Consider the following 26649-nt stretch of genomic DNA (forward strand, 5'->3'; position numbering starts at 1 on the left):
TTTTTAATTATAAAATTTATGCAGTTCCATATTGATAAAAAATGTTTAATTAATCTTATCAGTCTTTTATTTTTTCTTTTTATCTACATATATAAGCGTTTTCATATAATTTAATTTAAAGTTAACAGACATCCCTCCTTATCACAGTATTTCATAGAATATTTGCAACCGGTTGCGCTTTGCTTAATTATATTTTATATCCTTTGATTACAAAAGTCAATAGACTTATTTATTAAATCAAAAAAATTTAAAAAGGTTATCTTAAATTATATTTTGAGAAAGATATGAAAGTAAACAATTAAAATCATATCTTTCTCATCATAACTAATTTATACAATTTTATATATTTCCGCTTTTTTCTAATAAGCCGTATATGATAGCTGCTGCTTCTGCTCTCGTGGCTATGCCTTTAGGAGCAAATACGTTATTCGGCTCCCCATTTACTATTCCTAATTTCGCTGCATTTGCTACTACGTTTCTTGCCCAATCGCTTATGGATTTGTCATCGCTAAATGATGTGGCACCTAAGTTTTCCTCTTTGTACTGTGTCAGCATCTCGTATGCCCTCATGGCTATTGCTGTCATCTCTTCTCTTGTTATGCTGTCATTTGGCCTTGCGTTCTTTCCATCACCTTCTATTAATCCTGCTTTGTATGCTGCCTCTATTGCGTTTGCATACCAGTCTCCACTCTTTACATCGCTAAATTCTCCGCTGTATGCTTCTTCTTTTATGTTTAATAGCCTCAGTATCATTGCTGTGAATTCTGATCTCGTTACTGTCTTGTTTGGTTCATACTGGGTGTCCGTCATCCCTTCTATTATGTGCCTTGACGCTAATACTTCTATTACGTCTTTCGCCCAATTGTCTTTTATGTCATTAAATGTCTTGTCGTACTCAAATGCCGCATATTGTGAGAAGTGCGTCGCATTGAATGTTATTGTTCCAGATGACACGTCTACTTTTCCACCCACGTATTCCCATTGATTTGTCGTTGGGTTGTAGTAGTACACTGCTACTTTTCTTGGATCGTTGGCTTTTGATATATTTAATGTTACTTCTACTGGTTTTGCCAATGTTGCATTGCCACTGCTACTGCCTATCGTTATGTCTACTACATTAGAAAGCGGCACATAATTTGTCACATTAGGCTTTCCATTGTCTTTTATTGATACATTGACACCGTTTTGTATCTGGTTTTGGTTAAGTGCGTCTTTCGTAAGTGATATTGATGCGTTGTCTGATTTTATGACGATGTCTTTGCCGTTAGCAGCACTTGTATCTAAAATATCTTTAGAAATCTGTACGACTTTCTGTTGTCCTTGACCTATTGTGGTTATGTCAAATACTACTTTCTTGTCTTTTGAATTTACTATCAAGTCTTTAGCTTTCCCTACATCAAGCGTCAATGTGATAATGTTGCCATTCTTTGTGATTACACCTATTGTATTACTTGTATTGCTGATATTACTTGTTATACTTGTACTTCCAGTACTAACACTACCCGTACTGCTTGAATTGCTCCCACTTGTACTCGTATTATTATTTCCTGTTCCGCTTACACTATTATTCTCTTGTCTAATTACATCAATCTCAATATCCTTTGTAAGTTCAGTTATTCTGCCTTGATCGTTACCATAAACACTACCATCATTTGGTTCAACATGTATCTTAATCGTATTTATCCCATAATTTAAAGAAACATCTTTAGTAAATACACCATTTTCGTCTTGAACAAAACTATCACCATTTATTATGACTTTAGCACCTTTATACGTATTACCTTTGATTTCCATTGTACTTATATTAGAATCAACTGTCATATTGCTACTTGGAGAATATATAAATATTGGAATATCCCTCCACCTATAAACCGTATCATTTATCATCATTTCATTGTTGCCTTGATTTACAATCGTTACTTTTCTGTTTGATGCAAGCTCATTTCCGTATTCGTCTTTTTCAACCTTATCCCAACTACCTCTGGCATATTTGTATTCTATTTGTGTTCCTTCATCAAGCGTAAGTGTAATGCTATAAGTATTATTATCTATTTTTGTCATCTGTTGTGCTGATGGATCCCAAGTAGCATTAGGGAATGTTCCTGCCAAATTAACAGCATCTGGTGTATAATCAGGTACAGTTACATTAAAAATAACTTTTATAGGTACTACATCTGGTTTTATTGTAACCACATTAGATTCTGTCCTATTAAATGATAGATCAACGGCAACAACTTTATAATCGTAAGTTACACCATTAATTACGCTCGTATCAACATAATTATAAACTTCATTGGATACAGTAGCTATTTTATTAAATGTTCCACCATCGGATCTATAAATTTCATAATCGTATATCCCAACATTGTCTGTAGATGGACTCCATGTAAGCGAGACCCTCGACGATTCTGTACCTGGTTGGTTCAAATCAGGTGCAGTTGGCTTTATTAAATCATCAGAAGGAATAACATAAAATGATAATGTATCTGTAGTGATCCAGTCTTGTCCTTGATTATCTGAAAATCTCATTAAATATTCCCATTGACCTATTTTATCAGGTGTAAAACTTGCTTTGTACTGATCATTATTTCCTATATCTCCAACATATTGAGCATTTACCCAGGTAAAATCACTATCATCTACACCATATACGCTGTTATATACACTTCCATATACCGAATCATAAACAGTGTCACCAACATATTTATACCCTAATTGCGCTATCATATTTGGACCTTGACCAGTGCTATTTGTAAGTCCATCTGCCCAAACTTCCGCATAAATATCTTCTGTTGGTTTATCAACACCTATTATATGATTATCAGATGCTTGTGTAAGATTTCCTGCCCGCCCTATAGGATACGCTGGATATGCTACTGCATCATTACTCATTTCGCTTTCATTACCTAATTCATCAATTGCTGATATTGCATAAACATATTTTAATCCATTTGTAACATTGGCATCTTCAAACGTCGTTCCAGTTACATTTGATGCTATTTTTTCATATAAACCACCTTCTACTGAAGAACGATATATATTGTAACTTTTTGCACCATCAGATTGCGACCACGATAAATCAACTTTACCATTGCCGGAAGTAGCAACAACATTTGAAGGAGCTTGTGGAGCAGTTAAATCTTGCCCATCGTCTGATATAAGCATTACACCGCTCATAGCAGGTACATCTATAACTATCTGTCCATTACTTATTGAATACGATACATTGTTGTTAATTAAATCTTTAAAAGTAACTCCATCTCTTAAAAACTTTGTAGTATCAATAGCTATTTGTTTATTTGAATTGCTTCTATTTATTGCAACAATTGCAGCGCTATCAGGGTATGAAGTGCCAAAAGCATCTTTGCCATTTATAATTCTCCTACCAATGGCATAAACATCATTTTGTGCATATAAAGTCTCCAAATCACCAGTTTTTAATACTTGATTGTTATTTCTTATGCTCGATATATTTTTAAAGAAATCTTGCAATGTCGTATCTTCATTTCCCCAAGGGAATGTTCTTCTATCATCCGGATCTTTACCACCAGAAACTCCTGCTTCATCGCCATAGTAAATATCCGCCATACCAGGATATCCCATCTGCAAAATTGTTGCTAATTTTAGCTTTTGTTCTGCCAGTTGTTTAGCGGCGTCTGAGTTTTCGTTAGGATCTGCAGAGTTATATCCAAACACTGTTAATATTCTCATTGTATCATGCGACCCAAGCAAGTTCATAGTTGAATAAAAAGCAGACAGCGGATATCTTTCATATATACTCATCAATTTTTGATCAAGTTTTGCTGCATCTATAGGATTGTGTTGGCCATTTCCATCATCGAAAGGTTGCCCGATCAAAAAATCTATGATGTCATTTCTAAACTGATAATTCATAACTGAATTAAAAGAATCGCCAAGTAAATCAAGGGACGCATCTCCCCAATTTTCTGCTATCATTGGCGCTTCAGGTTTTACAGTATTAATAGCATTCCTAAAATGTGTCCAAAAATCATGTGCAACTTCATTTTCAACGTCTAAACGCCAACCATCTGCACCATCATTTAAATTTCCATCCGGATTTAGCCAATACTTAGAAATGGCATTTTTATCGTTTATTATAAAGTTAGCCCAACTTGTAACGTTATACTCGCTTCCATTCAACGACTTTATAACAGGTAAGCTATCATATCCCCACCAACACTCGTAAGTACCGTCTGAATTTATAGTATACCAATCACCATACGGCGATAAAGACTGATTCCCTTCTTTCCAAGCTTGATATGCACCTAATCCCGGGTATTTTCCATATCTATTAAAATATATGCTATCATCACTGGTGTGATTGAATACACCATCAAGAATTATTTTTATACCTTTAGCGTGTGCATCACTCATTAACTTTTCAAAATCTTGTGTAGTGCCAAACATTTCATCAATCTTTGTATAATCAGCAGTATCGTATTTATGATTTGAAGGTGATTCAAATATTGGATTTAAGTAAATTACGGATACTCCAAGTCCTTTCAAATAATCAAGTTTATCATCGATTCCTTTTAAATCACCACCAAAAAAGTCGTTTGACCAAATACCATCGCCAGTATAACCTGGTGTTCCAGCATTATTGGGATTATCAGGGAGGTCATTCCAATTATTGTGGAACTCTATTGGATCATTGCCACGGCTTAATGTCTTTGCATGATCATTAGATGTATCTCCATTATAAAACCTGTCAGGGAAAATTTGATACATAATAGCGCCTTTCATCCAATCAGGCGTATCAAAATTTTTATCGTATACAGTTAATTCAAAATCCTTATTAACAGTATCTGTTGCTTTTCCTAAACCACCAAGTTGGTCATCATTGTCGCCATAATAAGCAGTTTTAGTTCCATCTTTTAATATAAAGTAATACCAAATTCTCGTTGGATGATCAAAACTCAACTTTATTTCCCAATATTCATAATTACCATCAGGACTTTCACCTATTCTTGTCATTGATAATTCCGTCCTGGTTTTATTTATATCGTCCCAATACGATATTCTGGCAGATTCGAGATCATGATTTTTCGCTTGAATTCTTAATGTAACGGTTTGTCCTACTTTTATAGCTCCAAAAGGATTCCTAAAAAACGGATCATGTGTATCATGCTTTAGATCATCATAATATATGTTATTATCTAAACCAGTAAGTGTTGGACTATAATTAGTCCAAATATTGTGCGTTTTTGCATCATAAAAAAATGTTATATCAGCATCGTTTGTGACATTTATCTGTATGTTATCACCACCTTGTACACCGTTTGCACCATAGTTTTCATCCCATGTATTCCCTAATGTCACCTTGTACTGATAGTCACCCTTTGGAACATGCGCAGTATATGAATAAACGTTGTCAAAATTATCGTCTATCATTATTGCTGTTGACGTTCCAGGATCCCAATCATTACCTGCTCCAATAGCTGATTGAATTGTTCCAACTAGTCTAGGTAATTTGTCATCAGGTATTGGAGTATACTTTGTAGAATCAGTTACAGATTGTGTATTATAATCAAACCAAAATGTAACATATGAAGCATTCGTCAGGTTGAGCGTTAGATTTCCTTGAGATGGAACACCTCCACCATTCCATGAATGATTTAATGCAACTTTATACTGATAACTACCGGCTTTTAGTTGAGTAGGCGTAGTAAATTCATATAGACCATTTCCTACATACTGCATTAGGGTAATGTTACTATCAATATTCCAGTTAGAATCACCCAGTTGATCTTGAAATTCCCCCACGATATTTGCTACAACGCTTGCATTATCAGCAGCATATACACTGTGAAATAACATTGAAGAAAATACTGATGTCAATACTAATAAAAAAGCCATGATAAAACTTGTAAATTTTTTACTTAAAAGTCTTTTATACACATTGATACCTCCCACTAAGTTTTTTTGGATTAATATAAATTTATGCTCTATTCTTTCACCTCCTTTTAAAGTCGTTTATCTGTTGAAATTAATATTAAGACTAATTTGAGATTATTGTAATGAAGTGAATGTGCAAAATTTGCGCAACCGATTTCTTCCAAATAATATTATATTATCATTGCTAAAGAATGTCAATAATGTTCACTGATTTTGGGAGAAATTTTAATAATAGTTTGAAAGCTCTGCAATAATGCTTTTAATAAATAAATTTGCCAGATTTTTTATTTGCTATGAAATAAAAAAGACTATGGATTTATCATCCAATTAGTCCCATTAATGTCTCTGCAAGCTTTTGCTCATCATGCCTTATGTAATTGTTTCTTATTGCTAACACATCTTTTTCAATGACCTTTATTCCCTTTTGTTTAAAGCTTTCTACATCATAGCTTACAGGTTGCGCCATATCTTCTTTATACCTATCTTTGTACTCATAAGGAATTTCACCATTATTTACGATGACATAGTCAAGAGATTTTAACCCATGCAGAAAAAGTGCATCAACGTGTGCATTGGCATCATAGCCAACTGTCTCACCAGGTTGCGTCATTATATTACACACATATACCTTAATTGCTTTTGACTTTTCTATTGCTTCACAAACATCATTAACTAATAGATTTGGTATTATGCTGGTGTATAGGCTACCAGGGCCTAATATAATTTCATCAGCATCCATGATATCTATTAAGGCTTCTTTTACCGGTTTCGCATCTTTTGGCTCCAAAAATATTTTTTCTATTGGGCTTTTTTCTTTCATTTGAAGTTTCGGTATTAGAGATTCCCCATCTATAACTACCCCGTTTTTTAATTTAGCCTTTAATTTGACGTCATCTAATGTGACAGGTAAAACCTTTCCCGATACGGCTAAAACCTCGCTCATCTTTTTGACAGCTTCTTCAAAGCTATTTGATATGCCATTCATTGCGGCTAAAAAAAGATTTCCAAAGCTCTGTCCTTTAAGCATACCGTCAGTAAACCTGTACTGTAAAAGCTTTTCCATTGTAGGCTCAGTATTTGCTAACGCCAGTATACAGTTTCTTATATCGCCAGGCGGTAACATGCCTAAATCCTCTCTTAATACACCAGAACCTCCTCCATCATCTGCAACTGTTACGATTGCAGTAATATTATGTGTATACTTTTTAAGTCCTCTAAGCATTGTTGATAATCCTGTACCACCGCCAATTACTACAACTTTTGGACCATTTAAGTAAGCAAAATTCTTCATACAAGCAACCCCTTTGCAATAAGCCATCTAAAAGTAAAAGAATACTATCGCTTATTCTTCTCTAATATCTCTATGATTTATTATAGCTGTGTAGTCCCTTTCTCTCAGTAAATCGTATAAGGCATTCGCAATAGTTACAGATCTATGTTTACCACCTGTACATCCAACAGCTATTACAAGCTGTGATTTTCCTTCCCTTATATAAAATGGCAGTAAAAACTCTATCATGTCTTCCAACTTATTTAAAAATTGTTTTGCTTCTTCCCACTTCATGACATAATCCATTACTTTTTTATCATTTCCTGTAAGTGGTCTAAGTTCATCTATATAGTATGGATTTGGCAAAAACCTCACATCGAATACAAGATCGGCGTCAAGGGGTATACCGTATTTAAATCCAAATGACATTACATTTACGATTATACCTTTGAATTTTCTTCCTTCGATGAAAATATTATACAATTCCTGTTTAAGCTGAGCCGCAGTCAAATTCGTCGTGTCAATGATACTGCTTGCCATTTTTCTTATTTCCGCAAGTTTTTGCCTTTCGTCTTTTATTCCATTTATTATGGAGCCTCCATCTGTAAGTGGATGTCGTCTCCTTGTTTCCTTGAATCTCTTTATCAAAGCTTCATCTGAAGCCTCCAAAAAGATTATTTCATAATCATACTTATTTTTCTTTAAATAGTCTATAGCAGAAAAAATATCTTTAAATAGTTGTCCACCACGTAAATCCATGCCGAGTGCTACTTTATCTATGTCTTTAGATCCGTAAAAGAGATCAGCCAACTTCGGTATCAATGCTGGAGGAAAGTTGTCAATACAAAAGAATCCGATGTCCTCCATCGATTTCAATGCTTGGCTTTTCCCCGCACCTGAAAGACCGGTAATTATCACAAACCTCATTTGTATCACTCCTTAGCATTTATTATATCATCTGTTGCAAGTCCTGCTTTTTTCGCGATTTCGATTCCTCTCGCAAAATCGCCAACTCTCGACGGTGTGTGTGCATCGCTGTCAATGACAAATTTTGCACCAACAGATTTTGCTATTTTCACGTATTCTACAGTCATATATCCGTGGCTTGAGTTTATCTCAAGAGCCGTTCCTTTGGCTTTTGCCGCTAAAGCAAGTCTCTTAGTATCTATATCGACTTTTGCTCCAGGATGTGTAATTATATTTATATCGTATTTATTTATGGCTTTTATCATTGCATCTGTATTCTGCTCTCTTACAACAGTTTTTAAAGAGCTAAAATATTTGCTGGCTGCATTTTTCCCAAATAGATGAATAAGGTTATAAAAATCAAATGGCGCAACACCCGTATGATAACCCATAAGCAGTATATCTATATATTTTAAAAGCTCATCATCCACATCTATGTCGCCATTTAAGCTTATAAGATTTGCTTCTACTCCCATTAAAACCTTTATGTCAGGAAATTTCTCATTCATTCTGTCTATTTCATCTCTGATTTTCCTGTAATTGCAACTCCTTACGCCAAAAAATATATGCCTCGGTCCATGATCAGTAATGGCGATTTCTTTAAGTCCTTTTTTAATTGCAGCTTTTACATTATCTTCAATTGTACCTTTCCCATGGCTAAATACAGTATGTGTGTGATAATCAGCAAAAATTTCCATCCTTAAATTACCTTTCACCAATTATTTTTACTTCCGTCTCCAGATCTACGCCAAACTTGTCCTTGACTGTTTTTTTTATGTATGCAATTAGATTTAAAACATCATCTGCAGTCGCATTGCCTTTATTTATGATAAACCCACAATGCTTTTCAGATACTTGCGCGCCACCGATTGTATATCCACTTAGTCCAGCATCTTGAATTAATTTTCCCGCATAAAATCCTTCTGGCCTTTTAAATACGCTTCCAGCACTTGGGTATTCCAACGGTTGCTTTATTTTTCTCAATCCATTTAATTCGTCCATTTTTGCTTTTATGTCCTTATAATTTCCTTTTTTCAAGTGAATCCACGCTCTTATTGCAATCAAATTATCTAACTGTATTAAACTGCTTCTATATCCAAATCTCATGTTACCATTTTCTACTTCATAAATAGAACCATCTTCATCAATAACTTCTACTTTCTCAACTACGTCTTTTATTTCAGGACCATACGCACCGGCATTCATTGTGATAGCACCACCTAATGTGCCTGGTATACCACTGGCAAATTCAAACCCTGTGAGTTCATTGTCAAGAGCTGCATTTGCAATCGACGAAAGCAATGCACCAGCCTCCGATACAATTCTCTCACCATCTACAGAAATTTTCCTAATAGCAGTAAGTTTTATCACTACACCCCTTATTCCCTTATCTGAAACTATTATATTTGTTCCGTTGCCAAGTATAAAATAAGGTATATTCTCAGCTTTTATTAAATCCATAACTTTTATCAGTTCATCCACACTTTGAGGTATAATCAGTACATCCGCCGGACCACCAATCCTAAAAGATGTATGTCTTGACATAGGTTCATTTATATATATATTCTCATCAGAAATCACTTTCTTTAATGCTTCTACAATCTTTTCCAATATATCAACTCCCTACATGTATTTACAGCAAACTTTCATTCAGTAATATTTTATCAACTATTATCATGTTTAATTCCATTTTGTTTTCCTCTTAGAGTATAGCACTTTTTTAAAACATAAAAAAGACAAAAAAATAGAAGGCTTTTTTAAACCTTCCTCAGACATTGTAACATACTTTAAATCTTTTACTAATGCAGCCCTCAGAGTCATAAACACTAACAACAGCCGTACACTTTTTGATCTTAATCTCACAATTGCAATCCCTGCAAAAATATAGGTTATTGCCTATTTTACCCACATTAGTGCTTTTGCAATTTGGGCATTCCATATAACTCACCTCACTAATTAGCTGATCTGAACCTCCTCAGCCTTAAGGCGTTTGACACAACTGATACTGAACTAAATGCCATTGCACCCCCTGCAATAGCTGGATTTAAAAGACCTGCTGCAGCAAATGGAATTCCTATTGTATTATAAATAAAAGCCCAAAACAGATTCTGATAAATATTTCTCATGGTAGCTCTGCTTAATTTTATCGCTGTCACTAAACTCATTAAACTACCGCTTATAAGCGTGATATCTGACGTCTCAATTGCTACGTCCGTTCCAGTCCCTATGGCAATACCTAAATCTGATTGTGCTAACGCTGGAGCATCGTTTATGCCATCTCCAACCATTGCAACTATTTTACCCTGTTTTTGTAACTTTATGACTTCTTCCGCCTTTTTTTCTGGCAAAACTTCTGCTAATACATGATCAATACCAACTTGTTTTGCAATAGCTTCAGCAGTTCTTCCATTGTCGCCAGTTATCATGTATACATCTATGTTTAAAGCTTTTAATTCTTGTATAGCCTTTGCTGAATCTTCCTTAGGCACATCCGCAACCGCTATTACACCCAAAACTTTACCTTCGGATGATAAAATCATAACGGTTTTGCCTTCGCTCTCAAGATCTTCTAAATAATGTTTTATGTCAGATATATCTACATTTTGCCTATCCATCAACCTTCTATTCCCAATATAATATTCTTTTTCGTTAATTATAGCACAAATACCGTAGCCTGGTATAGTCTCAAATTTGCTCGGATCTGGCAATTTTTCGCAGTTTTCCTTTGATTTATTCACAATTGCTTTACCAAGCGGATGCTCAGAATTTTTTTCAGCTATTCCAGCAATATAAAGCAAATCATCTTCCTTCAATTGACTAAATGAAATGACATCAGTGACTACAGGTTCTCCTTTTGTAATAGTGCCGGTTTTGTCTAACACAATAGCATTAATCTCTTTGGCCTTTTGTAAATATTCGCCGCCTTTTATAAGTATGCCATTTTCTGCACCTTTACCTGTACCTACCATCACGGATGTAGGCGTTGCAAGACCTAATGCACAAGGACATGCTATAACAAGTACAGATACTGCACTTATTACACCTCCATTAAGATTTCCTAAAACAAGGTACCATATCAAAAATGTAATTACTGCTATTCCAATGACTACAGGCACAAAAACTCCTGATACCTTATCAGCAATCTCTTGGATAGGTGCTTTAGATCCCTGTGCATCTTCTACCATCTTTATTATCTGTGATAGCACCGTATCTTTCCCAACCTTCGTCGCTTTAAACTTAAAAGTACCTGTCTTATTTATTGTCGCGCCTATTACTTCGTCATTGACATTTTTATCAACAGGAATAGATTCTCCAGTTATCATTGATTCATCTATAGCAGAACTTCCCTCTACAATTACACCATCTACAGGTATTTTTTCACCTGGCCTTACTATAACTATATCTCCTACTTTTACTTCTTCAATCGGTATGTCTATTTCTTCTCCATTTCTTATGACTCTGGCAGTTTTCGCCTGAAGACCCATCAGTTTTTTTATTGCTTCAGATGTTTTACCTTTTGCTATAGCTTCAAGCATTTTTCCTAATGTAATAAGAGTGATTACAACGGCCGACGCTTCAAAATACATATAATTGTGTATTTCTGACATAGGCTTAGTAAAAACATTGTACAGGCTATAAAAATATGCAGCAGATGTACCGAGAGCAACCAATGTATCCATGTTGGCTGACATGTTTTTTAAATTATGCCAAGCACCTTTGTAATACCTATATCCAATAATAAATTGAACTGGTGTAGCTAAAAGTATTTGAAACCACGGCGCTTCTAAAATACCTGCAGGTAATTTAAAAACTTTTAATACCATAGCAAGAAGAAGCGGAAAAGTCAAAATCGAAGATACAATCACCATGGCTTTTGTCCTTTTTATCTCGGCTTCTCTCTCATTTTTTTCATAATCTAACACATTATCTTTTTTTTCTTTCGCATCATAGCCGATGTCTCTTATAGCTTTTGCCATCTGTTCTACACTTATAGCATCTGAATTATATTCCACAGATGCCTCCTCTGTGGCAAAATTAACGTTTGCTTTATATACACCAGGCAATTTATTCAAAGTCTTTTCTATTTTAGTAGCACATGAAGCACATGACATGCCAATCAATACAAAATCTGCTTTGTCCCTTACTACACCGTATCCTAAATCTTCGATTTTTTTCGTCATATCATCTATGTCAACTTTTTCTGGGTCATACACAACTGTGGCTTTCTCAACCGCTAAGTTAACATTAGCTTCATCAATTCCTTCTAAATTTTTAAGACCCTTTTCTATGCGAGCGGCACAAGACGCACAAGTCATGCCGGTAATTTTTAAAGTAGCTTTTTCAGGCATGTAATCATCTCCTTAAATTATACTTCTAATGCCTCATCAATAGCTTTTGAAATCATTTCTTTAGGTGGCACACCAGAATTACGTCCATTCACTTTATACACTCTGCATCCATAAAGAGGTTCATCATTCCTTCTCTCTTTTTCGATGTCTTTTCCATTGATATGAATTGACGGTGAACCTAAAAATTTATATATATATGCATCTTCTTCAGATTCTATCTTTACTATGTCTATATCATCTTTAATATTTTTTTCTGATAAAACCTCTTTTAACAATCTTAATGCTGGTTCTGAATTAGGACATCCTTCAAAGTATAAAAAACTTATCTCCATATTCCCACCTCCTAAAAATTTATCACATTACATAACTATTAATATACCCCCTATAGGTATCTCTAATGTTATTATATTATTCCGATATGTTTATGTCAATATTATTTTGATAACTTTTCATAAGTTTATGCATAACTGCATCCTATATGCAGATAATAATTTTGATTAAAATTATTTGGAGGTGTTTTTAATGAATGCAGAAAGCGTAGTAAAGTGCGGTGTTAACACATGCACATATTGGAAAGATATGAGATGCCATGCACAATCAATCGAAGTAAATCCAAAGACCCCGACAGCAAGGACCAGCGCAGAAACTGAATGTACAACATTTAAGTCAAGATAGCAAATAGTCTATCTTCTATTATTTTTTACTGTTAAAAGAAAGCGTATATACAACGCTTTCTTTTGTTAACTTAATTTTATTAAAATCTTCCTATTATCAGCTTATCGCATTAATACACTACACCATCAACATCGGTATTGCTTTTACTAAACGATACAACTATTTTGTTTGGGAGGCAAACAATTGATTGGTATGACTCTTTTATCCATCCCGTTTTTGAACATATGCCCTGCGGGCATATGTTTTTATCCATTGGAAGCATTCTTACCATGCCATTTTTCATCTCTATAATACCTATTGATTTACCAAACTTAAACTTTATATATTGAGGTTGAGACTTACGATTCACTATTACTGTTTTTACTAATTTCCCATTTACCTTAATTTCTACATTATTCATAGTGGTAATTTTATTAGCCATTATTTTCGGTAAAAGAAATAAGCTAGAGGCAGAAATTATTAAAAGAAATACTATTAAAAATTTATCATATTTAGTCACTATCTCTACGCTCCTTAATCCCATACTTCTCCATCCTATAAATCAGTGTATGCCTTGTAAGCCCAAGAAGTTTTGCTGCTTTTGTCTGGTTATAGCCCGTTCTCTCAAGTGCCTGTTCTATTAGATTTTTCTCAAGTTCATCGATTGAAATCCCATTTGGAGGTAAGACGATTTTATCAACATCTTTTATCATTTTGTTTGATCCAAGTGGTAGATCTTCCTTCTTTATAACAGATCCATGATTTAAAATCAGCATTCTCTCAACTAAATTTTCAAGCTCTCTTATATTCCCTGGCCAAGAATACTCCATTAAAAACTTCATTGCAGATTTGTCTATTTTAAATTTTTCAAGTCTTAGATTCTTGCTATATTTATCTAAGAAATAATCAATAAGAATTGGAATATCCTCGACTCTTTCTCTTAAAGGTGGCAATTGTATCGGAACTACATTTAATCTATAAAACAAATCTTCTCTGAAAGCACCTTCTTTAACCATATTTTCAAGATTCTTATTTGTTGCAGCAATAACCCTTACATCAGCTTTTAAAATCTCAACACCTCCAAGCCTTTCAAATTCCTTCTCCTGGAGAATTCTCAGCATTTTAACCTGAATAGAGGGTGATATTTCGCCTATTTCATCAAGAAATATGGTGCCGCCGTTAGCCCTTTCAAATCTGCCAGGTTTACGCGATAGTGCACCTGTAAATGCACCTTTCTCATAGCCAAATAATTCGCTTTCAAGTAAATTCTCCGGTAATGCCCCACAATTGACCTTTATATATGGTCCATCTTTTCTCTTGCTTAAATTGTGTATTGCCTTTGCAATTAGCTCTTTACCTGTACCGCTTTCACCAAGTAATAAAACAGTCGCATCTGTTGGTGCAACTTTTTTAACTATATTTAAAACATCTTTGAGCTTAGAACTTTCACCTATTATATCAAATTCTTTGCCATTTAGTTCTTCTCGCAAAAACTTCACTTCTTCTTTTAAATTTGTAATCTCCAGTGCTTTCCCTATTGTTAGCTTCAGTTCGTTAATGTCAAAGGGTTTTTGAATATAATCTACAGCACCAAGTTTTATCGCTTGTATAGCGGTATCTATTTCACCATACGCTGTTATGACAATTACAGGTATATCTTTGTCCTTTTCTCTAATTGTTTTTAAAACATCTATGCCATTTACCTCAGGCATCTTTATATCAAGTATAATAAGATCATATATACTGCTTTCAAATTTATTTAAAGCTACTGCACCATTTTCAGCTTCATCAATTACATATCCATCATTAAAAAGTGCTTTTTTCAAAGCCCATCTCATATTTTTCTCATCATCTGCAACTAAAATATGTCTCATTTTAACCTGCATTCCTTTCTCATTATCGAACAATTATTCTTAATGAAGTGGTAATCTTACCAAAACATTCGTCCCTACGCCAACGATACTTGATAATGATATATAACCACCATGTTCCTCTATTATTCTATGAGTTATGGATAGTCCAAGGCCGGTTCCCTCACTTTTAGTTGTGAAAAAAGGATTAAATACTTTATCTATTTTATCATCTTCGATTCCAATTCCTGTATCTTCAAAATAGATGTTTAAAAATTCGCTGTCCTTGTTACCATGTAAATGTAATATTCCACCAGCACTCATGGCCTGTATTGAATTAATCATTATATTTATAAATGCTTGTTTTATTAATGTGTCATCGACAAGCACTTCAACATCAGGCAATCTATCAAATATTATTTGAACATTACTTTTTATGGAGTATTTATTTATAATATTAATAGTTTCTTCTAAAACATTATTAATATTTTTACTTACTTTATTAATAGACTCTGGCTTTGCAAAATTTAGCAACCCTTTAATTACATTGTCCGCTCTATCAACTTCCCCAATTATTATCTCAAGACCTTCTTTATCGACTTGTTTTGATTCAGATAAAATTGTTTGTGCGATTGTTTTAATAATACCAAGAGGGTTTCTTATTTCATGAGCAATGCCCGCTGACATTTCTCCAAGAGCTGAAAGCCTATCAGCTCTTCTCATTATTTTCTCCATTTCTTTAACTTCCTTTAAATCTTCAAAAACCAATACAGCACCGTCAAATTTCATCTCACTTTTTAGCGGATATATGTGTAATCTAACGGGTTTCTTATTGTTTAAAAGTGTTTCAATGTCAAACTCAAATCCTCTTATTAAATTTTTATTTTTTAGAACCTCATCAATTTTTCTCTTCAAAATCTCGCCATTTCGAATAATTTTGTATATAAATGCTCCAATTATGTCAGAATTAATATCCATTAAATCTTTCGCATATCCATTTATAGCAGTTATCGTATAAGCTTTGTCTACTGCTACAACACCATTAACGATTGACTCTAAAATATTATTTAAATAATCTTCAATATAAGCTGTTTTCCTAAGCTGGCTTTCGAGAAGCTTTTTTTCTTTATATTCTTTTTCTACAAGAGTACCTGTTATAATACCTATAGCAAAAAACAATCCTACTTCTATAAATTGATTTACAATATCAATTGTGAATTTGCCCATATAAATCATTAGATGTGGTGAATAAAGTACTGCTACAACTGAAGATTCCGTAAGCCCTCCCTTTAATCTATATTTAAAGGCTGAATAAACAATCGGTATAAAATATAATAAAGTATAAAACTCATGATATCCTATTGCTGTTGCTTTAGTAAAGTAATGCAAAAAGGCAATTGCCATTGTCATTACTGCAATAAAAATTTTATCACTGCTATAAACCAAATTTAAAACACCTACTTCAATGATTTACTACAATATGGACAATAAGACCATCTTGCATCTACTATTTTACCACAACTTTTGCAATTTACCATTAATCTAGATTTACATACAGCACAAAATATATCATTTTCTCCTACTTTGCTATTGCAATTAGGGCATCGCACATCTTTTTTATTGTTATTATCTTCATCAAATAATATTAAGCTTAAAAATATTGCGGCTACTATAAATATTAATAACATAATTATCACCTCTTTAGACTTCTACCACAATAAGGACATGTGATCCAGTCCTTTTCAATTTTGTTCCCACACACTTTACAATAATATCTATTTTTTAAATGCTTCTTTACACCATAAACAGTTATTACAATAATCGTCAAAATACCTGCCAATATAAATAAATCCATAAAATTGTAGATACCAGATCCACATGATAAATACCAATTATTTAACCAGTTTTTCATAATTAATCACCCTTTAAAAAATTTGGATCTATAACAATAAATCATAGATTGTATGTGAAGTTGTACATTAATAATCTCATGCAATTTTTGTGCCAATTTAATGAAATCTGATATTGCTGAAAGTAATAAATATATAAATACCTATGGTTTCTTATGCGAAATAAACTGGAAAGCTAATCAAATAAAATTGGCATGATTTTTGCAGTAGATGTGAATAAAGGAGGAATACAAGTATGAAAAAAATTTTAATCATTCTTTTAGCAACTGTTATTATTGTATCGGCAATATCAATCCCAATAATCTTAAAAGGAGGTGCTGGAAAAAACACAACTGATGTACCATATGGTACATATAACAACAATGTAGCAGAAAATTCAAATATAAAAACAAATAATGAAGGTAGTATTTCCATAGATGTAATGTTTCTAAATCCAAATAAACAAGGTGATAAAATACTTAAATTTCAGGTGATGTTAAACAATCATTCGATGGATTTATCAGATCTTAATTTATCAAAATCCGTAGAATTAGTAAATGATAAAGGATTATCAATAAAAGATGGATTCAATTGGAAAGAAGAAGGTTCCGGTCATCATGTATCAGGCATATTAAGTGTTGAAAATAACATCAATGGAAAAAAAATCCTTGATAACTCAACAAAATCGATAAAATTAGTCATAAAAAATATAGGCGGTGCGAATACAAGAGAGTTTGTATGGCAGTCTGATGAGCTTAAATGAGGTGATTTCAATGTACTTTATAGCTTTTATAGCAGGTATAATATCATTTATATCGCCATGTATTATTCCAATGATAACTGTTTATTTTACAACAATAACAGGTTTATCAATTGAAGAGCTTAAAAATATAAAAGACAAAAAAATTAAATTAAATGTCATATCAAGCACATTTGCATTTATTCTTGCATTTACAATTGTTTTTACAATTGCAGGCGGTACAGCAGGATGGATTGCATCATTATTTAAAAACTACTTATATTTACTAAATATTATAGGCGGTATTTTCGTGATTTTGTTCGGCCTAAACCTACTTGGGGTTATAAATATCAATTTCAAAAGCATAAATCTACCTGAAAATAAGATATTTGGAATTAAAACTGGAACTTTCAAAGCTTTTTTGATAGGTCTGTTTTTCGCATTTGCATGCTCTCATTGCATAGGTCCTATTTTATATTCGATATTAATATATGCGGGAAGTACCGGTTCTGCTGCATCAGGAATGCTCATCATGTTTATATTCTCTATAGGTCTTGCAGTACCATATATACTTGTTGGATTATTTATGGATAAAATACTTTTTGGATTAACCAAGATTAGTAAATATATGAGAACAATATCAAATATTTTGGGTACAATTATGATTATATTCGGAATCCTTCTTTTAACTGATAGATACTCTTATATAGTTGGTATTCTTAATAAGATAATACCTTATAAACTTCCTTTTGGAATGTAAATTTTATATTTTTTATAAAAGAAGGATAAATTATAAAAGGTGGGATAACATGAGTACTATATTATATTATATATATTATTATTCATCGGGATAATGTATTTGATGAATAAAGGCGACATGGGATGTTGCGGTGGTCACAACCATAATGATCATACTTATGAGAAAAATGGAAATATGGAACATCATCATGGAGATAATAACATGAATAATATAGAAATGGTAAAAGATCCTGTCTGTGGCATGCACATACCCGCTGATAAAACCGTAACAAAAATTATAAATGGAAAAAGATATTATTTTTGTAGTGAAACCTGTGCAAAGGAATTTGAAAATAAATAAGTCGTAATCGAGTAGGAGATGAATAATTGTTTTATTCAGGGTCCTCTCAACAAATCATCGCCTAGCTATCACCCATACCTGGCGCACCGTTAAAAGAAAGTAGCTATCCACTACTTTCTTTTGTACACTTATTTATACTTTTGCAATTTTTTTATTATTAATAATCATCCGAATGCACTACATCATTGACATCAGTATTTCTTTTACTAAATGATACGACTATTTTGTTTGGGAGGTAAACAATGATTTTTTATATTTCAATTTTGTTCATTCTAATTATAGAAATGATATAAAATACTATGCTTAACATTAAAGTAGATATTAGCGGTTTTATAATATCTGATGTATTAAATGTACTTGCTAATGCAATAAGCTTATTTGGTATATATACAGATAATTTTTCAATATTCATTAGTGCTGAAGCCGCAAAATTTATAATCAACAATGCGACAGCCGCAACGATTGATTTCTTGAAAAGACTGCTCAAAAATGTAAGCAATATTACTGTATAGATATAAAAAAGTGATATCAATGTTGCAGAAAACATGATTTTACTAAAAGGTATTGTATTATCTTTAAATAAAGTATCTGCATAATAATAGTTAATGGAGAATCCCAAAAATATGAATATTATCAATACAATTGAATAATGCAATATTTTTGATGCGACCATTGCAGCAGGATTCAAGCCCTTTGAATATGGAAAAAGTAATTTATGCGATGATATCTCATCACTTAATATCCCCATCAATGTCAATATTACGATTAGAAAAGATACTTGGCTTAAATCCTTTATATAGTTTTGAATAGCAGTACTAAAGTTTATTTTTATTAATGCACTGATATCACCTGGAATCTTATTCTTAAGCATCAATGGTAACACCTTTAACATGATAGGGTCGAGCATCGCAAAAAGTATTATACCAATAGCAAGAATAAGGTATTTATATTGTCTTATTGACTCAATTATTTCCTTCTTAAAATATGCATTAAATGTTGGCATTTTGCTTCACCATCCTTATAAATATATCTTCTAAACTTGCTTCACGGATTTTATATGAGATTACAGGATTATCAAGCTTTGCGATTTCTCTTATCAGTTTTGTCTTTGCTTCATAAATGTCATTTACATATATACTCGCAATATTTTTATTTATTCTTATACTATCAATCCACTTTATATCAGCAAATCTATTACTTAAATCACCACATGGATTTTCAAATTCAATGTCATAAATAGGCTGGATATATTTCTTTTTAAGCTCATTCAGATTTTGAGATATGATGATTTCACCTTTATCCAGTATACTTATATAATCGCAAACTCTTTCAGCATCATTTAAAATATGTGTTGATAAAAACACTGTTTTTCCTTGCTTTTTCAATTCAGCTATTATTTCCAATACATCAATTCTGCCCTCTGGGTCAAGTGCAGATGTTGGTTCATCGAGAAATATTATCTCTGGATCATTCAACAATGCTACAGCTATACCAAGTCTCTGCTTCATACCCCTCGAATATTCCCCAATTTTCTTTTTTTTTGCATATTTTAGATTTACACTTTCAAGAATGGCCTCAATACGTTTATCTTTGCTTTTCATATTGCTTAATTCACCTATGAAGTTTAAGTATTCTTCTGAGTTCATATAGTTATAAAACACGGGATTTTCAGGCAGATAACCGATTCTTTTTAACAGTCTTCTTTTATTTTCACTAAATTTTAGACCATCAATATATATTTCACCACTATCATATCTAGTAAAACCTGTAAGAATATTCATTGTTGTTGTCTTACCAGCACCATTTTTCCCTAAAAAACCATAAATTAATCCTCTGTCGATTTTGAAAGACATTTGTTTCAAAACTGTGTTATTTCCATAGCTTTTAGTTAAATTATTTACTTCAATCATATAAAAAACATTCCTCTCTAATCAATAATTTATAACTTCTACATTCATTGTGGTCAAATATTCTTCACCTATTTGCATTAGGAATTAGAAGAAAAATGATAGATAGATTGATTGATAAATTGTCTACTCTTTTTCCCTTCCGATGATGAGAAATATAAGTGGTCCTAAAATTTCTCCGAGCACTATAATTATAAGCCAGGTCCATTTCGGCAAAAATCTGACTTCATCCTTGGTAAGACGATATATTGAGAAAATCATAAGACCTAATTGAATAATTATTAATGGAGCAAAAAGTCTTATTATTTCAGATATATTTAAATTATCAAACATAATTTATTCCTCCCTCAATTTTTTTGAGCAATTAGGGCAATATACCCATTCATCTTTAATCTCCCTACCACAATGTGGACATAATGAAGTTTTTAACACATCTCCACAATATGGACAATAATTGTAACTTTTTTTTATTGAAGCACCACATTTCGGACATTTGGAGACTTCATAGCGGGTCACTAAAATATAGATTATTAACGATGATGGCACATTTAAAAGTCCAAACAACCCCCAGAGCCAATAATATTTTTCACCTCTTTTTTTTGCATCTATAAATATCCATGTCGCCTGTAATACAAGTAATATAATCAATAGAATAAATAATAGATACTTCATTTTAACCTCTACTCCTCTCTAAATTTTAATAACGGTACAACAGTTAACGGCAAAGATAAATAAATTATAATTTGACAAATGATTATTAACTTAAAATTTTTAGATGCAGCTAAAATCAAAAATGCTATAAATGTAATTGAAACAAGTATGAAGATTGCAAGCTCTTTTTTATTTCTTTTTTTATTACGTATTTCATTAGCTTTTTGGATAAATTCAAATGCATTAATTTTTACGTCAGGTTCATTAAAAATATCAAACATATCTGAAATTTTATTGAGCTTATTAAATGCATCATTATCAATGTTTTTATTATCTGACTCATTATAAAAAGAATCTATAAGCTTAGGATCTATATCATTATGGCATTTCTTCATATCAATTTCCTTCTTTCCATCTCATCTATAATATGCTTAATGCAGTAGTGCAACCTTGAACGCACCGTTCCAACTGGGCAATTCATTATTTTAGAAATTTCTTCGTATTTATATCCATAATAGTGTTTCAATATAAATACCGCCCTTTTTTCATATGGAAGGTTTAACAATATTTTCATAACTTCCTTATAATTGACCTTGCTTATAATATCATCTTCTACATTATTTTCATAAAATATATCTATATCATCTATACATTCAGTTATTCTGCTTTTTCTTAAAAAATCTTTATAAACATTGATGGCAATTCTTATTAACCAAGAAGAAAATTTAAAATCCGGTGTAAACTTATTAATATTTAATACCGCTTTTAGCATAGCCTCCTGTGCTATGTCCTGGGCAAGTGACATATTTCCCGTCATTTTAATACAGTACCCAAGAACAACATTATAATTTTCAGTTATAAGAAGATTTAATGCATATTTATCGCCGCTTTTTGCATCATTTATAAGTTTGCTCTCATCCATCACATGCCCACCTCTCATAAATATAACGCATAAATTCTAAAAAAGTTCACATTTATTTTAACAGATTTATCGTAAAAGTAGATTTAAGGTATAATATTACATGAAGGAGTTGATTCAATATGGTAAGCTCAACGAATAGAACTGAAATTATTAAAAGAAGATATGAAAGAATTGCAAAATATTATGATCTGATGGAAAGCCTCATGGAGTCTACAGGCGGTAAAAGGTGGAGAAAGATGCTTTGGTCCGAGGTTTCAGGAAACACTATACTTGAAGCAGGTATTGGCACTGGTAGTAATATTTTATATTATCCTGAAGGTAAAAACATTTATGGTATTGATTTTTCACCTAAAATGGTAGAAATAGCAAAAGATAAAGCCAAAAAGTATGGCAAAGATGTCGATATTAGAGTAATGGATATAGAAAATCTTGAGTTTAATGACAATACATTTGATGCTATCGTAACAAGCTGTGTGTTTTGTTCTGTGCCAGATCCTATAAAAGGATTAAAAGAACTTAAAAGAGTATTAAAATATGATGGGAAGCTTTTTATGCTTGAGCATGTAAGAAGCAAAAAACTAATCTTAGGTACACTAATGGATATACTCAATCCTCTTACAGTAAACACATGGGGTGCTAACATAAATAGAGATACTGTAAAAAATTTGAAGATTTCAGGATTTAAAATACTTAAAGAAGAAAATCTAGCTCTTGACATAATGAAACTTATAATTGCAGGCAAATAAAAAACTCGAATATGTGAAATAAAAAATTTCTATAAAAAATTTCTCGATCTTCATAAGATCTTTATAATTGCATTTTATAATAAAATTACAACAAAAAAACAAGGAGGAATTTTAAATGAGAAAGAAAGTTATAGCTATATTTGCAGGTGTGCTAATAATAGGTGCTATAGCATTTACGCAAATGCCTGCATTAAGAGCAAAGGCCGATACAATTAATAACGGCTATGGGTTTAACATGATGGGTTCAAATTTCAACTATAGTGCTATGTACAACTACATGAAAGGCCTGACAGCAAAAGATGTGCAAAATATGATGGGTGGAAAAATAGATGAAAAAGATGCGCAAAATATGTTAAATGCATGCACAAATGCACTAAAGAACGAAATTAATGGTGAGCAAAAGTAATTTAGGAGCCGAATGGCTCCTTTTTTTACGCAGTTAATTCATATTTAAAATCATATCTGAAACAATGTGAGAATTCCCAAAGAACATACAAGTAAATATATTATCGCAAGTACAATTTTTTCCCAATTTTTTAATTTATATTTTTCAGGTAATGCCTTCCATCCCAGTGCTATCAAAAATCCGAGGACAATTGGCAAAAGCAATGAATTCATTATTTCAACTGAAATTGTCAATGTTACAAGGGGTACTCCTGATAAGACGATAATGGCGGAAACAATAATACCTGCAGCATATAATCCATAAAATATTGGAGCTTCTTTCCATGATGAATTAAGGCTTCGCTTAAAATCCATAACTTCACCTAATGACCACGAAGTTGCCAATGAAACAACAACAGCTGCTATCAAAGAAGCGCCGATAATACCTGCTGAAAATAAGATTTTGCCACCAACCTGACCTACAAATGGTATAAGTGAATCAGCAATCTGCTGAATATTCGTAAGTGAAACATTTGGATTTATCCGTCCAATAGTGGCAGCCGTTAATACAAGTACAACCGCCATGATTATCTGAGTTACAACTGAACCGACAGCAGTATCAATGCGGCTAAACCTTATCGATTTTTCTGTTAATTTTTTGTCTATCACAGCGCCTTGTTGGTAAAATATCATCCAAGGCATTATTACCGCTCCAACATTGGCTGCTATAAGAAGCCTATAAGATTCATCGTAGAAAGGCTTCTGTCCGATAATCCCATTTATTATTGACGAAGTATCGGGATGTGATAGTATAACCGCTGGTATAAAACTTAGTTCAAATAATCCGATAAATATAGCTATGCGTTCAACAATAGTATAACGTCCAAAGCCTGTTATTAATATTAAGGAGATTGATGCAAGAGATATGCTTATCCACTTTGGTATGCCAAACAATAAGCCAACACTGGCAATACCAGAAAATTCTGTGACTAAAGCACCTATAGCAGAAACTACAAGTGTTAAAACTGAAAACCATGCCCAACCTGCACCAAACTTTTCTTTAATCAATTCACCATGCCCTTTACCAGTCGTTATTCCAATACGTGTTGTAAGCTCCTGCACAAAATACAAAATCGGGATAAGTAAAAATTGCAACCACAACAAACTATAACCCCATCTTGCACCAGATTGCGCCGATGTTATAATAGATCCTGCATCAGTATCCGCTAACATAACGGTAAGCCCTGGACCTATTGTTGCAAGTAGTAATAAAATAGCAGATTTTTTCTTTTTTGATACTTCAAATTCATGAGATAGTGTAAGTTCGTTTTCGTTTAAAGACATTTAAGCACCCCTTCTGCATAAATTTTTCTTAACCTCAGTAAACCATAAGAAAAGCAAATTCAATTTTTACAATTCTTTGATTCTGAAATTCATTCTCAATTAGATTATACAATATATTTCCCTATACTGCAATAATAAATAGAACCCCTTTTAGAGTTCTATTTATTAATATCCTTTATATCAAATTTTAAGTCATTTAGCCTCTCTCTTTGCTTTAATGATTTTAATTCAAGGATTTTAAGATTTAATTCATTTTTAAGTTCGTCCATATCAGAAATATCTTTTTCAAGATCTTGTTTTCTCTTTTCAAGAGTCGATATTTTACTCTCAATTTCTATTTTTTCTTTAATATAATCTTTTGTTGAAGCCTCGTCTACAGAAATCATCTCTTCTGCAGCTTTCTCTAATCTTTCAGATTTTCTTTTCAAATTCTCAATCTCTGATAATAAATCATTTTTTATCTTCTCTGATTCTTCTTTGGCCTTATCAATTTGATTCAACTTATCATAATATTTTTTTAATTCTGGATCTATATCTTTGTATTCACGATTTGATTTCTTTTGGCTATTAATCTCAATTCTCATTAAATCGTCCATTGTTAGATTGCCAATTGCGGCTTCTTTTCTCAATCTTTGGTAGTATTCAGTATCTATTTTACCCTCTGCATACAATCTATCTATTACAGCTATCATTTCATCGTATTTGTCGTATTCGTAATGTCTTTCATGGTAGAATCCTCTATTTCCGCAGCATCCAAAATCATCAATTAAGTCAAAGAACCTATAAAAACCTCTTCCGCCGCATCCCACTATAACTCACTCCTTAATTGCTTGATTTTTTGCAGCTACTCTCTTTTTAAGTTCTTCAAATTCTTCTTCAGCTCTTTTTTGCTTTTCAATTTCTTTTAATTCTTTTTCTACTTTATTTTCATCATCTAATATGTTATCAAGCATGCCTGCATCAATCATATAATCAATAGCTTGTGATTTTGCATATTTTTCTTTAATTTTTTCTTCTGCATTTCTTATTCTTTCACCTAAATCAGTTGTATCATTTGCAATACCTGTCAGCGTTTCTTTTATCATTACCTGTGCATCTGATACTTTTTTCATAGTGATAAGTTCTTCTTTTTTGCTCTGTAATTTTATTAAATTGTCTTCCATTTGTTCCTTACTTTTTTCTATATTCTTAAGCTGCTCCTCTATGCTTTTTATCTGTGATTCAAGGTTTGCCTTTTTTTCTATTAAATCATTTTTATTTTGTATTGATGCTTTTGCTAAATCCTCTCTACCGCTTTCTAAAGCTAATTCAGCATTTTTCTCGTGTTCTGATATTTTAATATTGATGTCGCTTAATTCATTTTCTAATTTTTTCTTTAATGTTGCCACATCTAGCATAGATTTTTTTATTTTAGATAAATTTTCTCTCATCTCTACTAATGAGTAATTTAAAGTGTCTTCAGGATCCTCCATCTTTTCTACTATGTCATTTGCCTTAGATTTAAAAATATTAGATATGCGTTTTACTAAACTCATAATTAATCTCTCCTTTACAATTTTATATTCTAATATTACCTCAGAAATGTGAAGATCTTATGAAATCTTAACTATTATTTTAATTTCAATTATAGAAAATTTATGTGCAAAATTAGCATACAATTATAATTAGATGTTAGTGCGATTTTTCTGCTTATTACATGTGTTTCCTGTCATAAAATCAATCTGTCTCTATTATATAAACATATTAATCCATATATAATAGCACCGGTTATCAATGTTATTTTAAAGCCAAATATCATAGATATTATTACGGATAGAATCGAACCGATTACTGACATTGCACCGTTGATACCCCAAGCAATCGGTATAACATTCTTATCATCTGCGCCTAATAATCTGGGCATACCCATAAAAAAGCCTAGTATCATAACTAATATTGATGAAATGATTATTTTATTTATTAA

General features: G+C 32.3%; 28 protein-coding genes and 1 pseudogene. 6 read left to right on the top strand and 23 right to left on the bottom strand.

Annotation, left to right across the window (positions count from 1 at the left end; genetic code table 11):
- Positions 1-339: 339 nt before the first annotated feature.
- From BVF91_RS08005 to BVF91_RS08035, 8 genes are all read right to left on the bottom strand, one after another.
- Complete coding sequence (locus tag BVF91_RS08005) at positions 340-5877, bottom strand: alpha amylase N-terminal ig-like domain-containing protein (protein WP_085112930.1); 5538 nt, start codon at positions 5875-5877, stop codon at positions 340-342.
- 358 nt (positions 5878-6235) lie between these two features.
- Complete coding sequence (mgfK, locus tag BVF91_RS08010) at positions 6236-7207, bottom strand: gluconeogenesis morphogenetic factor MgfK (protein WP_085112906.1); 972 nt, start codon at positions 7205-7207, stop codon at positions 6236-6238.
- Between the two features lie 51 nt (positions 7208-7258).
- Positions 7259-8113, bottom strand: a complete 855-nt coding sequence (gene rapZ / locus BVF91_RS08015) for an RNase adapter RapZ (protein WP_085112907.1) — start codon at positions 8111-8113, stop codon at positions 7259-7261.
- 5 nt (positions 8114-8118) lie between these two features.
- A complete protein-coding gene (locus BVF91_RS08020) occupies positions 8119-8850 on the bottom strand; it encodes a PHP domain-containing protein (RefSeq protein WP_085112931.1) in 732 nt (243 codons plus the stop codon).
- A gap of 7 nt (positions 8851-8857) precedes the next feature.
- Positions 8858-9763, bottom strand: coding sequence for a UDP-N-acetylmuramate dehydrogenase (murB, locus tag BVF91_RS08025; protein WP_085112908.1), 906 nt, complete (start codon positions 9761-9763; stop codon positions 8858-8860).
- 157 nt (positions 9764-9920) lie between these two features.
- Positions 9921-10091, bottom strand: coding sequence for a YrzR-like zinc ribbon domain (locus BVF91_RS13670; RefSeq protein ID WP_013297276.1), 171 nt, complete (start codon positions 10089-10091; stop codon positions 9921-9923).
- Between the two features lie 13 nt (positions 10092-10104).
- Positions 10105-12501 (bottom strand): heavy metal translocating P-type ATPase, encoded by a 2397-nt coding sequence (locus BVF91_RS08030; RefSeq protein ID WP_085112909.1) that lies wholly within the window; start codon positions 12499-12501, stop codon positions 10105-10107.
- A gap of 17 nt (positions 12502-12518) precedes the next feature.
- Entirely contained in the window at positions 12519-12833 is a 315-nt protein-coding gene (locus tag BVF91_RS08035; RefSeq protein ID WP_085112910.1) for a DF family (seleno)protein, read from the bottom strand.
- 190 nt (positions 12834-13023) lie between these two features.
- Here BVF91_RS08035 and BVF91_RS08040 point away from each other — a divergent pair, with 190 nt between their 5' ends.
- Positions 13024-13176, top strand: coding sequence for a DUF1540 domain-containing protein (locus tag BVF91_RS08040; RefSeq protein ID WP_085112911.1), 153 nt, complete (start codon positions 13024-13026; stop codon positions 13174-13176).
- 109 nt (positions 13177-13285) lie between these two features.
- On the opposite strand, the gene BVF91_RS08045 is transcribed toward BVF91_RS08040, so the two are convergent.
- From BVF91_RS08045 to BVF91_RS08065, 5 genes are read right to left on the bottom strand one after another with little or no spacing between them, the layout of a single operon-like run.
- Positions 13286-13699 carry a NusG domain II-containing protein gene (locus tag BVF91_RS08045; protein WP_085112912.1) on the bottom strand — a complete coding sequence of 138 codons (414 nt, stop codon included), beginning with the start codon at positions 13697-13699 and terminating at the stop codon, positions 13286-13288.
- Positions 13668-15029, bottom strand: a complete 1362-nt coding sequence (locus BVF91_RS08050; RefSeq protein ID WP_045409071.1) for a sigma-54-dependent transcriptional regulator — start codon at positions 15027-15029, stop codon at positions 13668-13670. The genes BVF91_RS08045 and BVF91_RS08050 overlap by 32 nt, the downstream gene beginning before the upstream one ends.
- Before the next feature lie 39 nt (positions 15030-15068).
- Positions 15069-16451 (bottom strand): ATP-binding protein, encoded by a 1383-nt coding sequence (locus BVF91_RS08055; protein ID WP_085112913.1) that lies wholly within the window; start codon positions 16449-16451, stop codon positions 15069-15071.
- An 11-nt stretch (positions 16452-16462) separates the two neighbouring features.
- The gene (locus BVF91_RS08060; RefSeq protein WP_013297269.1) at positions 16463-16693 is read right to left on the bottom strand and encodes a zinc ribbon domain-containing protein; all 231 of its coding nucleotides are present in this window, start codon (positions 16691-16693) and stop codon (positions 16463-16465) included.
- Positions 16694-16698: 5 nt separating this feature from the next.
- Positions 16699-16917 carry a zinc-ribbon domain-containing protein gene (locus tag BVF91_RS08065; RefSeq protein WP_013297268.1) on the bottom strand — a complete coding sequence of 73 codons (219 nt, stop codon included), beginning with the start codon at positions 16915-16917 and terminating at the stop codon, positions 16699-16701.
- Positions 16918-17150: 233 nt separating this feature from the next.
- Between BVF91_RS08065 and BVF91_RS08070 the strand changes: the two genes are divergently transcribed.
- From BVF91_RS08070 to BVF91_RS08080, 3 genes are all read left to right on the top strand, one after another.
- A complete protein-coding gene (locus tag BVF91_RS08070) occupies positions 17151-17657 on the top strand; it encodes a hypothetical protein (protein ID WP_085112914.1) in 507 nt (168 codons plus the stop codon).
- 10 nt (positions 17658-17667) lie between these two features.
- The gene (locus BVF91_RS08075; RefSeq protein ID WP_013297266.1) at positions 17668-18393 is read left to right on the top strand and encodes a cytochrome c biogenesis CcdA family protein; all 726 of its coding nucleotides are present in this window, start codon (positions 17668-17670) and stop codon (positions 18391-18393) included.
- A gap of 102 nt (positions 18394-18495) precedes the next feature.
- Entirely contained in the window at positions 18496-18732 is a 237-nt protein-coding gene (locus tag BVF91_RS08080) for a YHS domain-containing protein (protein WP_240495850.1), read from the top strand.
- A gap of 250 nt (positions 18733-18982) precedes the next feature.
- Here the strand turns inward: BVF91_RS08080 and BVF91_RS08085 are convergent, their stop codons facing one another.
- The 6 genes from BVF91_RS08085 to sigY form a co-directional block, all read right to left on the bottom strand.
- Complete coding sequence (locus tag BVF91_RS08085; RefSeq protein ID WP_085112916.1) at positions 18983-19735, bottom strand: ABC transporter permease; 753 nt, start codon at positions 19733-19735, stop codon at positions 18983-18985.
- Entirely contained in the window at positions 19722-20642 is a 921-nt protein-coding gene (locus BVF91_RS08090) for an ABC transporter ATP-binding protein (RefSeq protein ID WP_085112917.1), read from the bottom strand. The genes BVF91_RS08085 and BVF91_RS08090 overlap by 14 nt, the downstream gene beginning before the upstream one ends.
- Before the next feature lie 123 nt (positions 20643-20765).
- A complete protein-coding gene (locus BVF91_RS08095; RefSeq protein WP_085112918.1) occupies positions 20766-20972 on the bottom strand; it encodes a PLDc N-terminal domain-containing protein in 207 nt (68 codons plus the stop codon).
- A 3-nt stretch (positions 20973-20975) separates the two neighbouring features.
- Complete coding sequence (locus BVF91_RS08100) at positions 20976-21311, bottom strand: zinc ribbon domain-containing protein (RefSeq protein WP_085112919.1); 336 nt, start codon at positions 21309-21311, stop codon at positions 20976-20978.
- Between the two features lie 8 nt (positions 21312-21319).
- Positions 21320-21685, bottom strand: a complete 366-nt coding sequence (locus tag BVF91_RS08105) for a DUF5345 family protein (protein WP_085112920.1) — start codon at positions 21683-21685, stop codon at positions 21320-21322.
- A complete protein-coding gene (sigY, locus tag BVF91_RS08110; protein ID WP_085112921.1) occupies positions 21682-22212 on the bottom strand; it encodes an RNA polymerase sigma factor SigY in 531 nt (176 codons plus the stop codon). The genes BVF91_RS08105 and sigY overlap by 4 nt, the downstream gene beginning before the upstream one ends.
- 119 nt (positions 22213-22331) lie before the next feature.
- Between sigY and BVF91_RS08115 the strand changes: the two genes are divergently transcribed.
- Both BVF91_RS08115 and BVF91_RS08120 read left to right on the top strand, forming a co-directional pair.
- Positions 22332-22958, top strand: a complete 627-nt coding sequence (locus tag BVF91_RS08115) for a class I SAM-dependent methyltransferase (protein ID WP_085112922.1) — start codon at positions 22332-22334, stop codon at positions 22956-22958.
- Positions 22959-23073: 115 nt separating this feature from the next.
- Positions 23074-23364 carry a hypothetical protein gene (locus BVF91_RS08120; protein ID WP_085112923.1) on the top strand — a complete coding sequence of 97 codons (291 nt, stop codon included), beginning with the start codon at positions 23074-23076 and terminating at the stop codon, positions 23362-23364.
- Positions 23365-23414: 50 nt separating this feature from the next.
- Here BVF91_RS08120 and BVF91_RS08125 read toward each other — a convergent pair whose 3' ends face one another.
- From BVF91_RS08125 to BVF91_RS08140, 4 genes and pseudogenes are all read right to left on the bottom strand, one after another.
- Complete coding sequence (locus tag BVF91_RS08125) at positions 23415-24686, bottom strand: Nramp family divalent metal transporter (protein ID WP_085112924.1); 1272 nt, start codon at positions 24684-24686, stop codon at positions 23415-23417.
- Positions 24687-24844: 158 nt separating this feature from the next.
- On the bottom strand, positions 24845-25495 hold the full coding sequence (locus BVF91_RS08130) for a hypothetical protein (protein WP_085112925.1): 651 nt from the start codon (positions 25493-25495) through the stop codon (positions 24845-24847).
- A 6-nt stretch (positions 25496-25501) separates the two neighbouring features.
- Positions 25502-26221, bottom strand: coding sequence for a PspA/IM30 family protein (locus BVF91_RS08135; protein ID WP_085112926.1), 720 nt, complete (start codon positions 26219-26221; stop codon positions 25502-25504).
- 173 nt (positions 26222-26394) lie between these two features.
- A pseudogene (locus BVF91_RS08140) lies at positions 26395-26649 on the bottom strand (spermine/spermidine synthase domain-containing protein); the annotation flags it as partial.

This window comes from Thermoanaerobacterium sp. PSU-2 (assembly GCF_002102475.1).
Classification (GTDB): Bacteria; Bacillota; Thermoanaerobacteria; order Thermoanaerobacterales; family Thermoanaerobacteraceae; genus Thermoanaerobacterium.

Bases quoted from the DNA above. Each gene is read 5' to 3' on its own strand.
- BVF91_RS13670 (WP_013297276.1), bottom strand. From the start codon at position 10,091: ATGGAATGCCCAAATTGCAAAAGCACTAATGTGGGTAAAATAGGCAAT.
- BVF91_RS08040 (WP_085112911.1), top strand. From the start codon at position 13,024: ATGAATGCAGAAAGCGTAGTAAAGTGCGGTGTTAACACATGCACATAT.
- BVF91_RS08135 (WP_085112926.1), bottom strand. From the start codon at position 26,221: ATGAGTTTAGTAAAACGCATATCTAATATTTTTAAATCTAAGGCAAAT.
- BVF91_RS08115 (WP_085112922.1), top strand. From the start codon at position 22,332: ATGGTAAGCTCAACGAATAGAACTGAAATTATTAAAAGAAGATATGAA.
- BVF91_RS08120 (WP_085112923.1), top strand. From the start codon at position 23,074: ATGAGAAAGAAAGTTATAGCTATATTTGCAGGTGTGCTAATAATAGGT.
- BVF91_RS08050 (WP_045409071.1), bottom strand. From the start codon at position 15,029: ATGAGACATATTTTAGTTGCAGATGATGAGAAAAATATGAGATGGGCT.
- BVF91_RS08080 (WP_240495850.1), top strand. From the start codon at position 18,496: ATGAATAAAGGCGACATGGGATGTTGCGGTGGTCACAACCATAATGAT.
- BVF91_RS08060 (WP_013297269.1), bottom strand. From the start codon at position 16,693: ATGTTATTAATATTTATAGTAGCCGCAATATTTTTAAGCTTAATATTA.
- BVF91_RS08085 (WP_085112916.1), bottom strand. From the start codon at position 19,735: ATGCCAACATTTAATGCATATTTTAAGAAGGAAATAATTGAGTCAATA.
- BVF91_RS08075 (WP_013297266.1), top strand. From the start codon at position 17,668: ATGTACTTTATAGCTTTTATAGCAGGTATAATATCATTTATATCGCCA.
- BVF91_RS08090 (WP_085112917.1), bottom strand. From the start codon at position 20,642: ATGATTGAAGTAAATAATTTAACTAAAAGCTATGGAAATAACACAGTT.
- BVF91_RS08105 (WP_085112920.1), bottom strand. From the start codon at position 21,685: ATGAAGAAATGCCATAATGATATAGATCCTAAGCTTATAGATTCTTTT.
- BVF91_RS08045 (WP_085112912.1), bottom strand. From the start codon at position 13,699: ATGGGATTAAGGAGCGTAGAGATAGTGACTAAATATGATAAATTTTTA.
- BVF91_RS08095 (WP_085112918.1), bottom strand. From the start codon at position 20,972: ATGTTTGATAATTTAAATATATCTGAAATAATAAGACTTTTTGCTCCA.
- BVF91_RS08070 (WP_085112914.1), top strand. From the start codon at position 17,151: ATGAAAAAAATTTTAATCATTCTTTTAGCAACTGTTATTATTGTATCG.
- rapZ (WP_085112907.1), bottom strand. From the start codon at position 8,113: ATGAGGTTTGTGATAATTACCGGTCTTTCAGGTGCGGGGAAAAGCCAA.
- sigY (WP_085112921.1), bottom strand. From the start codon at position 22,212: ATGGATGAGAGCAAACTTATAAATGATGCAAAAAGCGGCGATAAATAT.
- BVF91_RS08005 (WP_085112930.1), bottom strand. From the start codon at position 5,877: ATGGCTTTTTTATTAGTATTGACATCAGTATTTTCTTCAATGTTATTT.
- BVF91_RS08035 (WP_085112910.1), bottom strand. From the start codon at position 12,833: ATGGAGATAAGTTTTTTATACTTTGAAGGATGTCCTAATTCAGAACCA.
- BVF91_RS08125 (WP_085112924.1), bottom strand. From the start codon at position 24,686: ATGTCTTTAAACGAAAACGAACTTACACTATCTCATGAATTTGAAGTA.
- BVF91_RS08030 (WP_085112909.1), bottom strand. From the start codon at position 12,501: ATGCCTGAAAAAGCTACTTTAAAAATTACCGGCATGACTTGTGCGTCT.
- BVF91_RS08065 (WP_013297268.1), bottom strand. From the start codon at position 16,917: ATGAAAAACTGGTTAAATAATTGGTATTTATCATGTGGATCTGGTATC.
- BVF91_RS08100 (WP_085112919.1), bottom strand. From the start codon at position 21,311: ATGAAGTATCTATTATTTATTCTATTGATTATATTACTTGTATTACAG.
- BVF91_RS08020 (WP_085112931.1), bottom strand. From the start codon at position 8,850: ATGGAAATTTTTGCTGATTATCACACACATACTGTATTTAGCCATGGG.
- mgfK (WP_085112906.1), bottom strand. From the start codon at position 7,207: ATGAAGAATTTTGCTTACTTAAATGGTCCAAAAGTTGTAGTAATTGGC.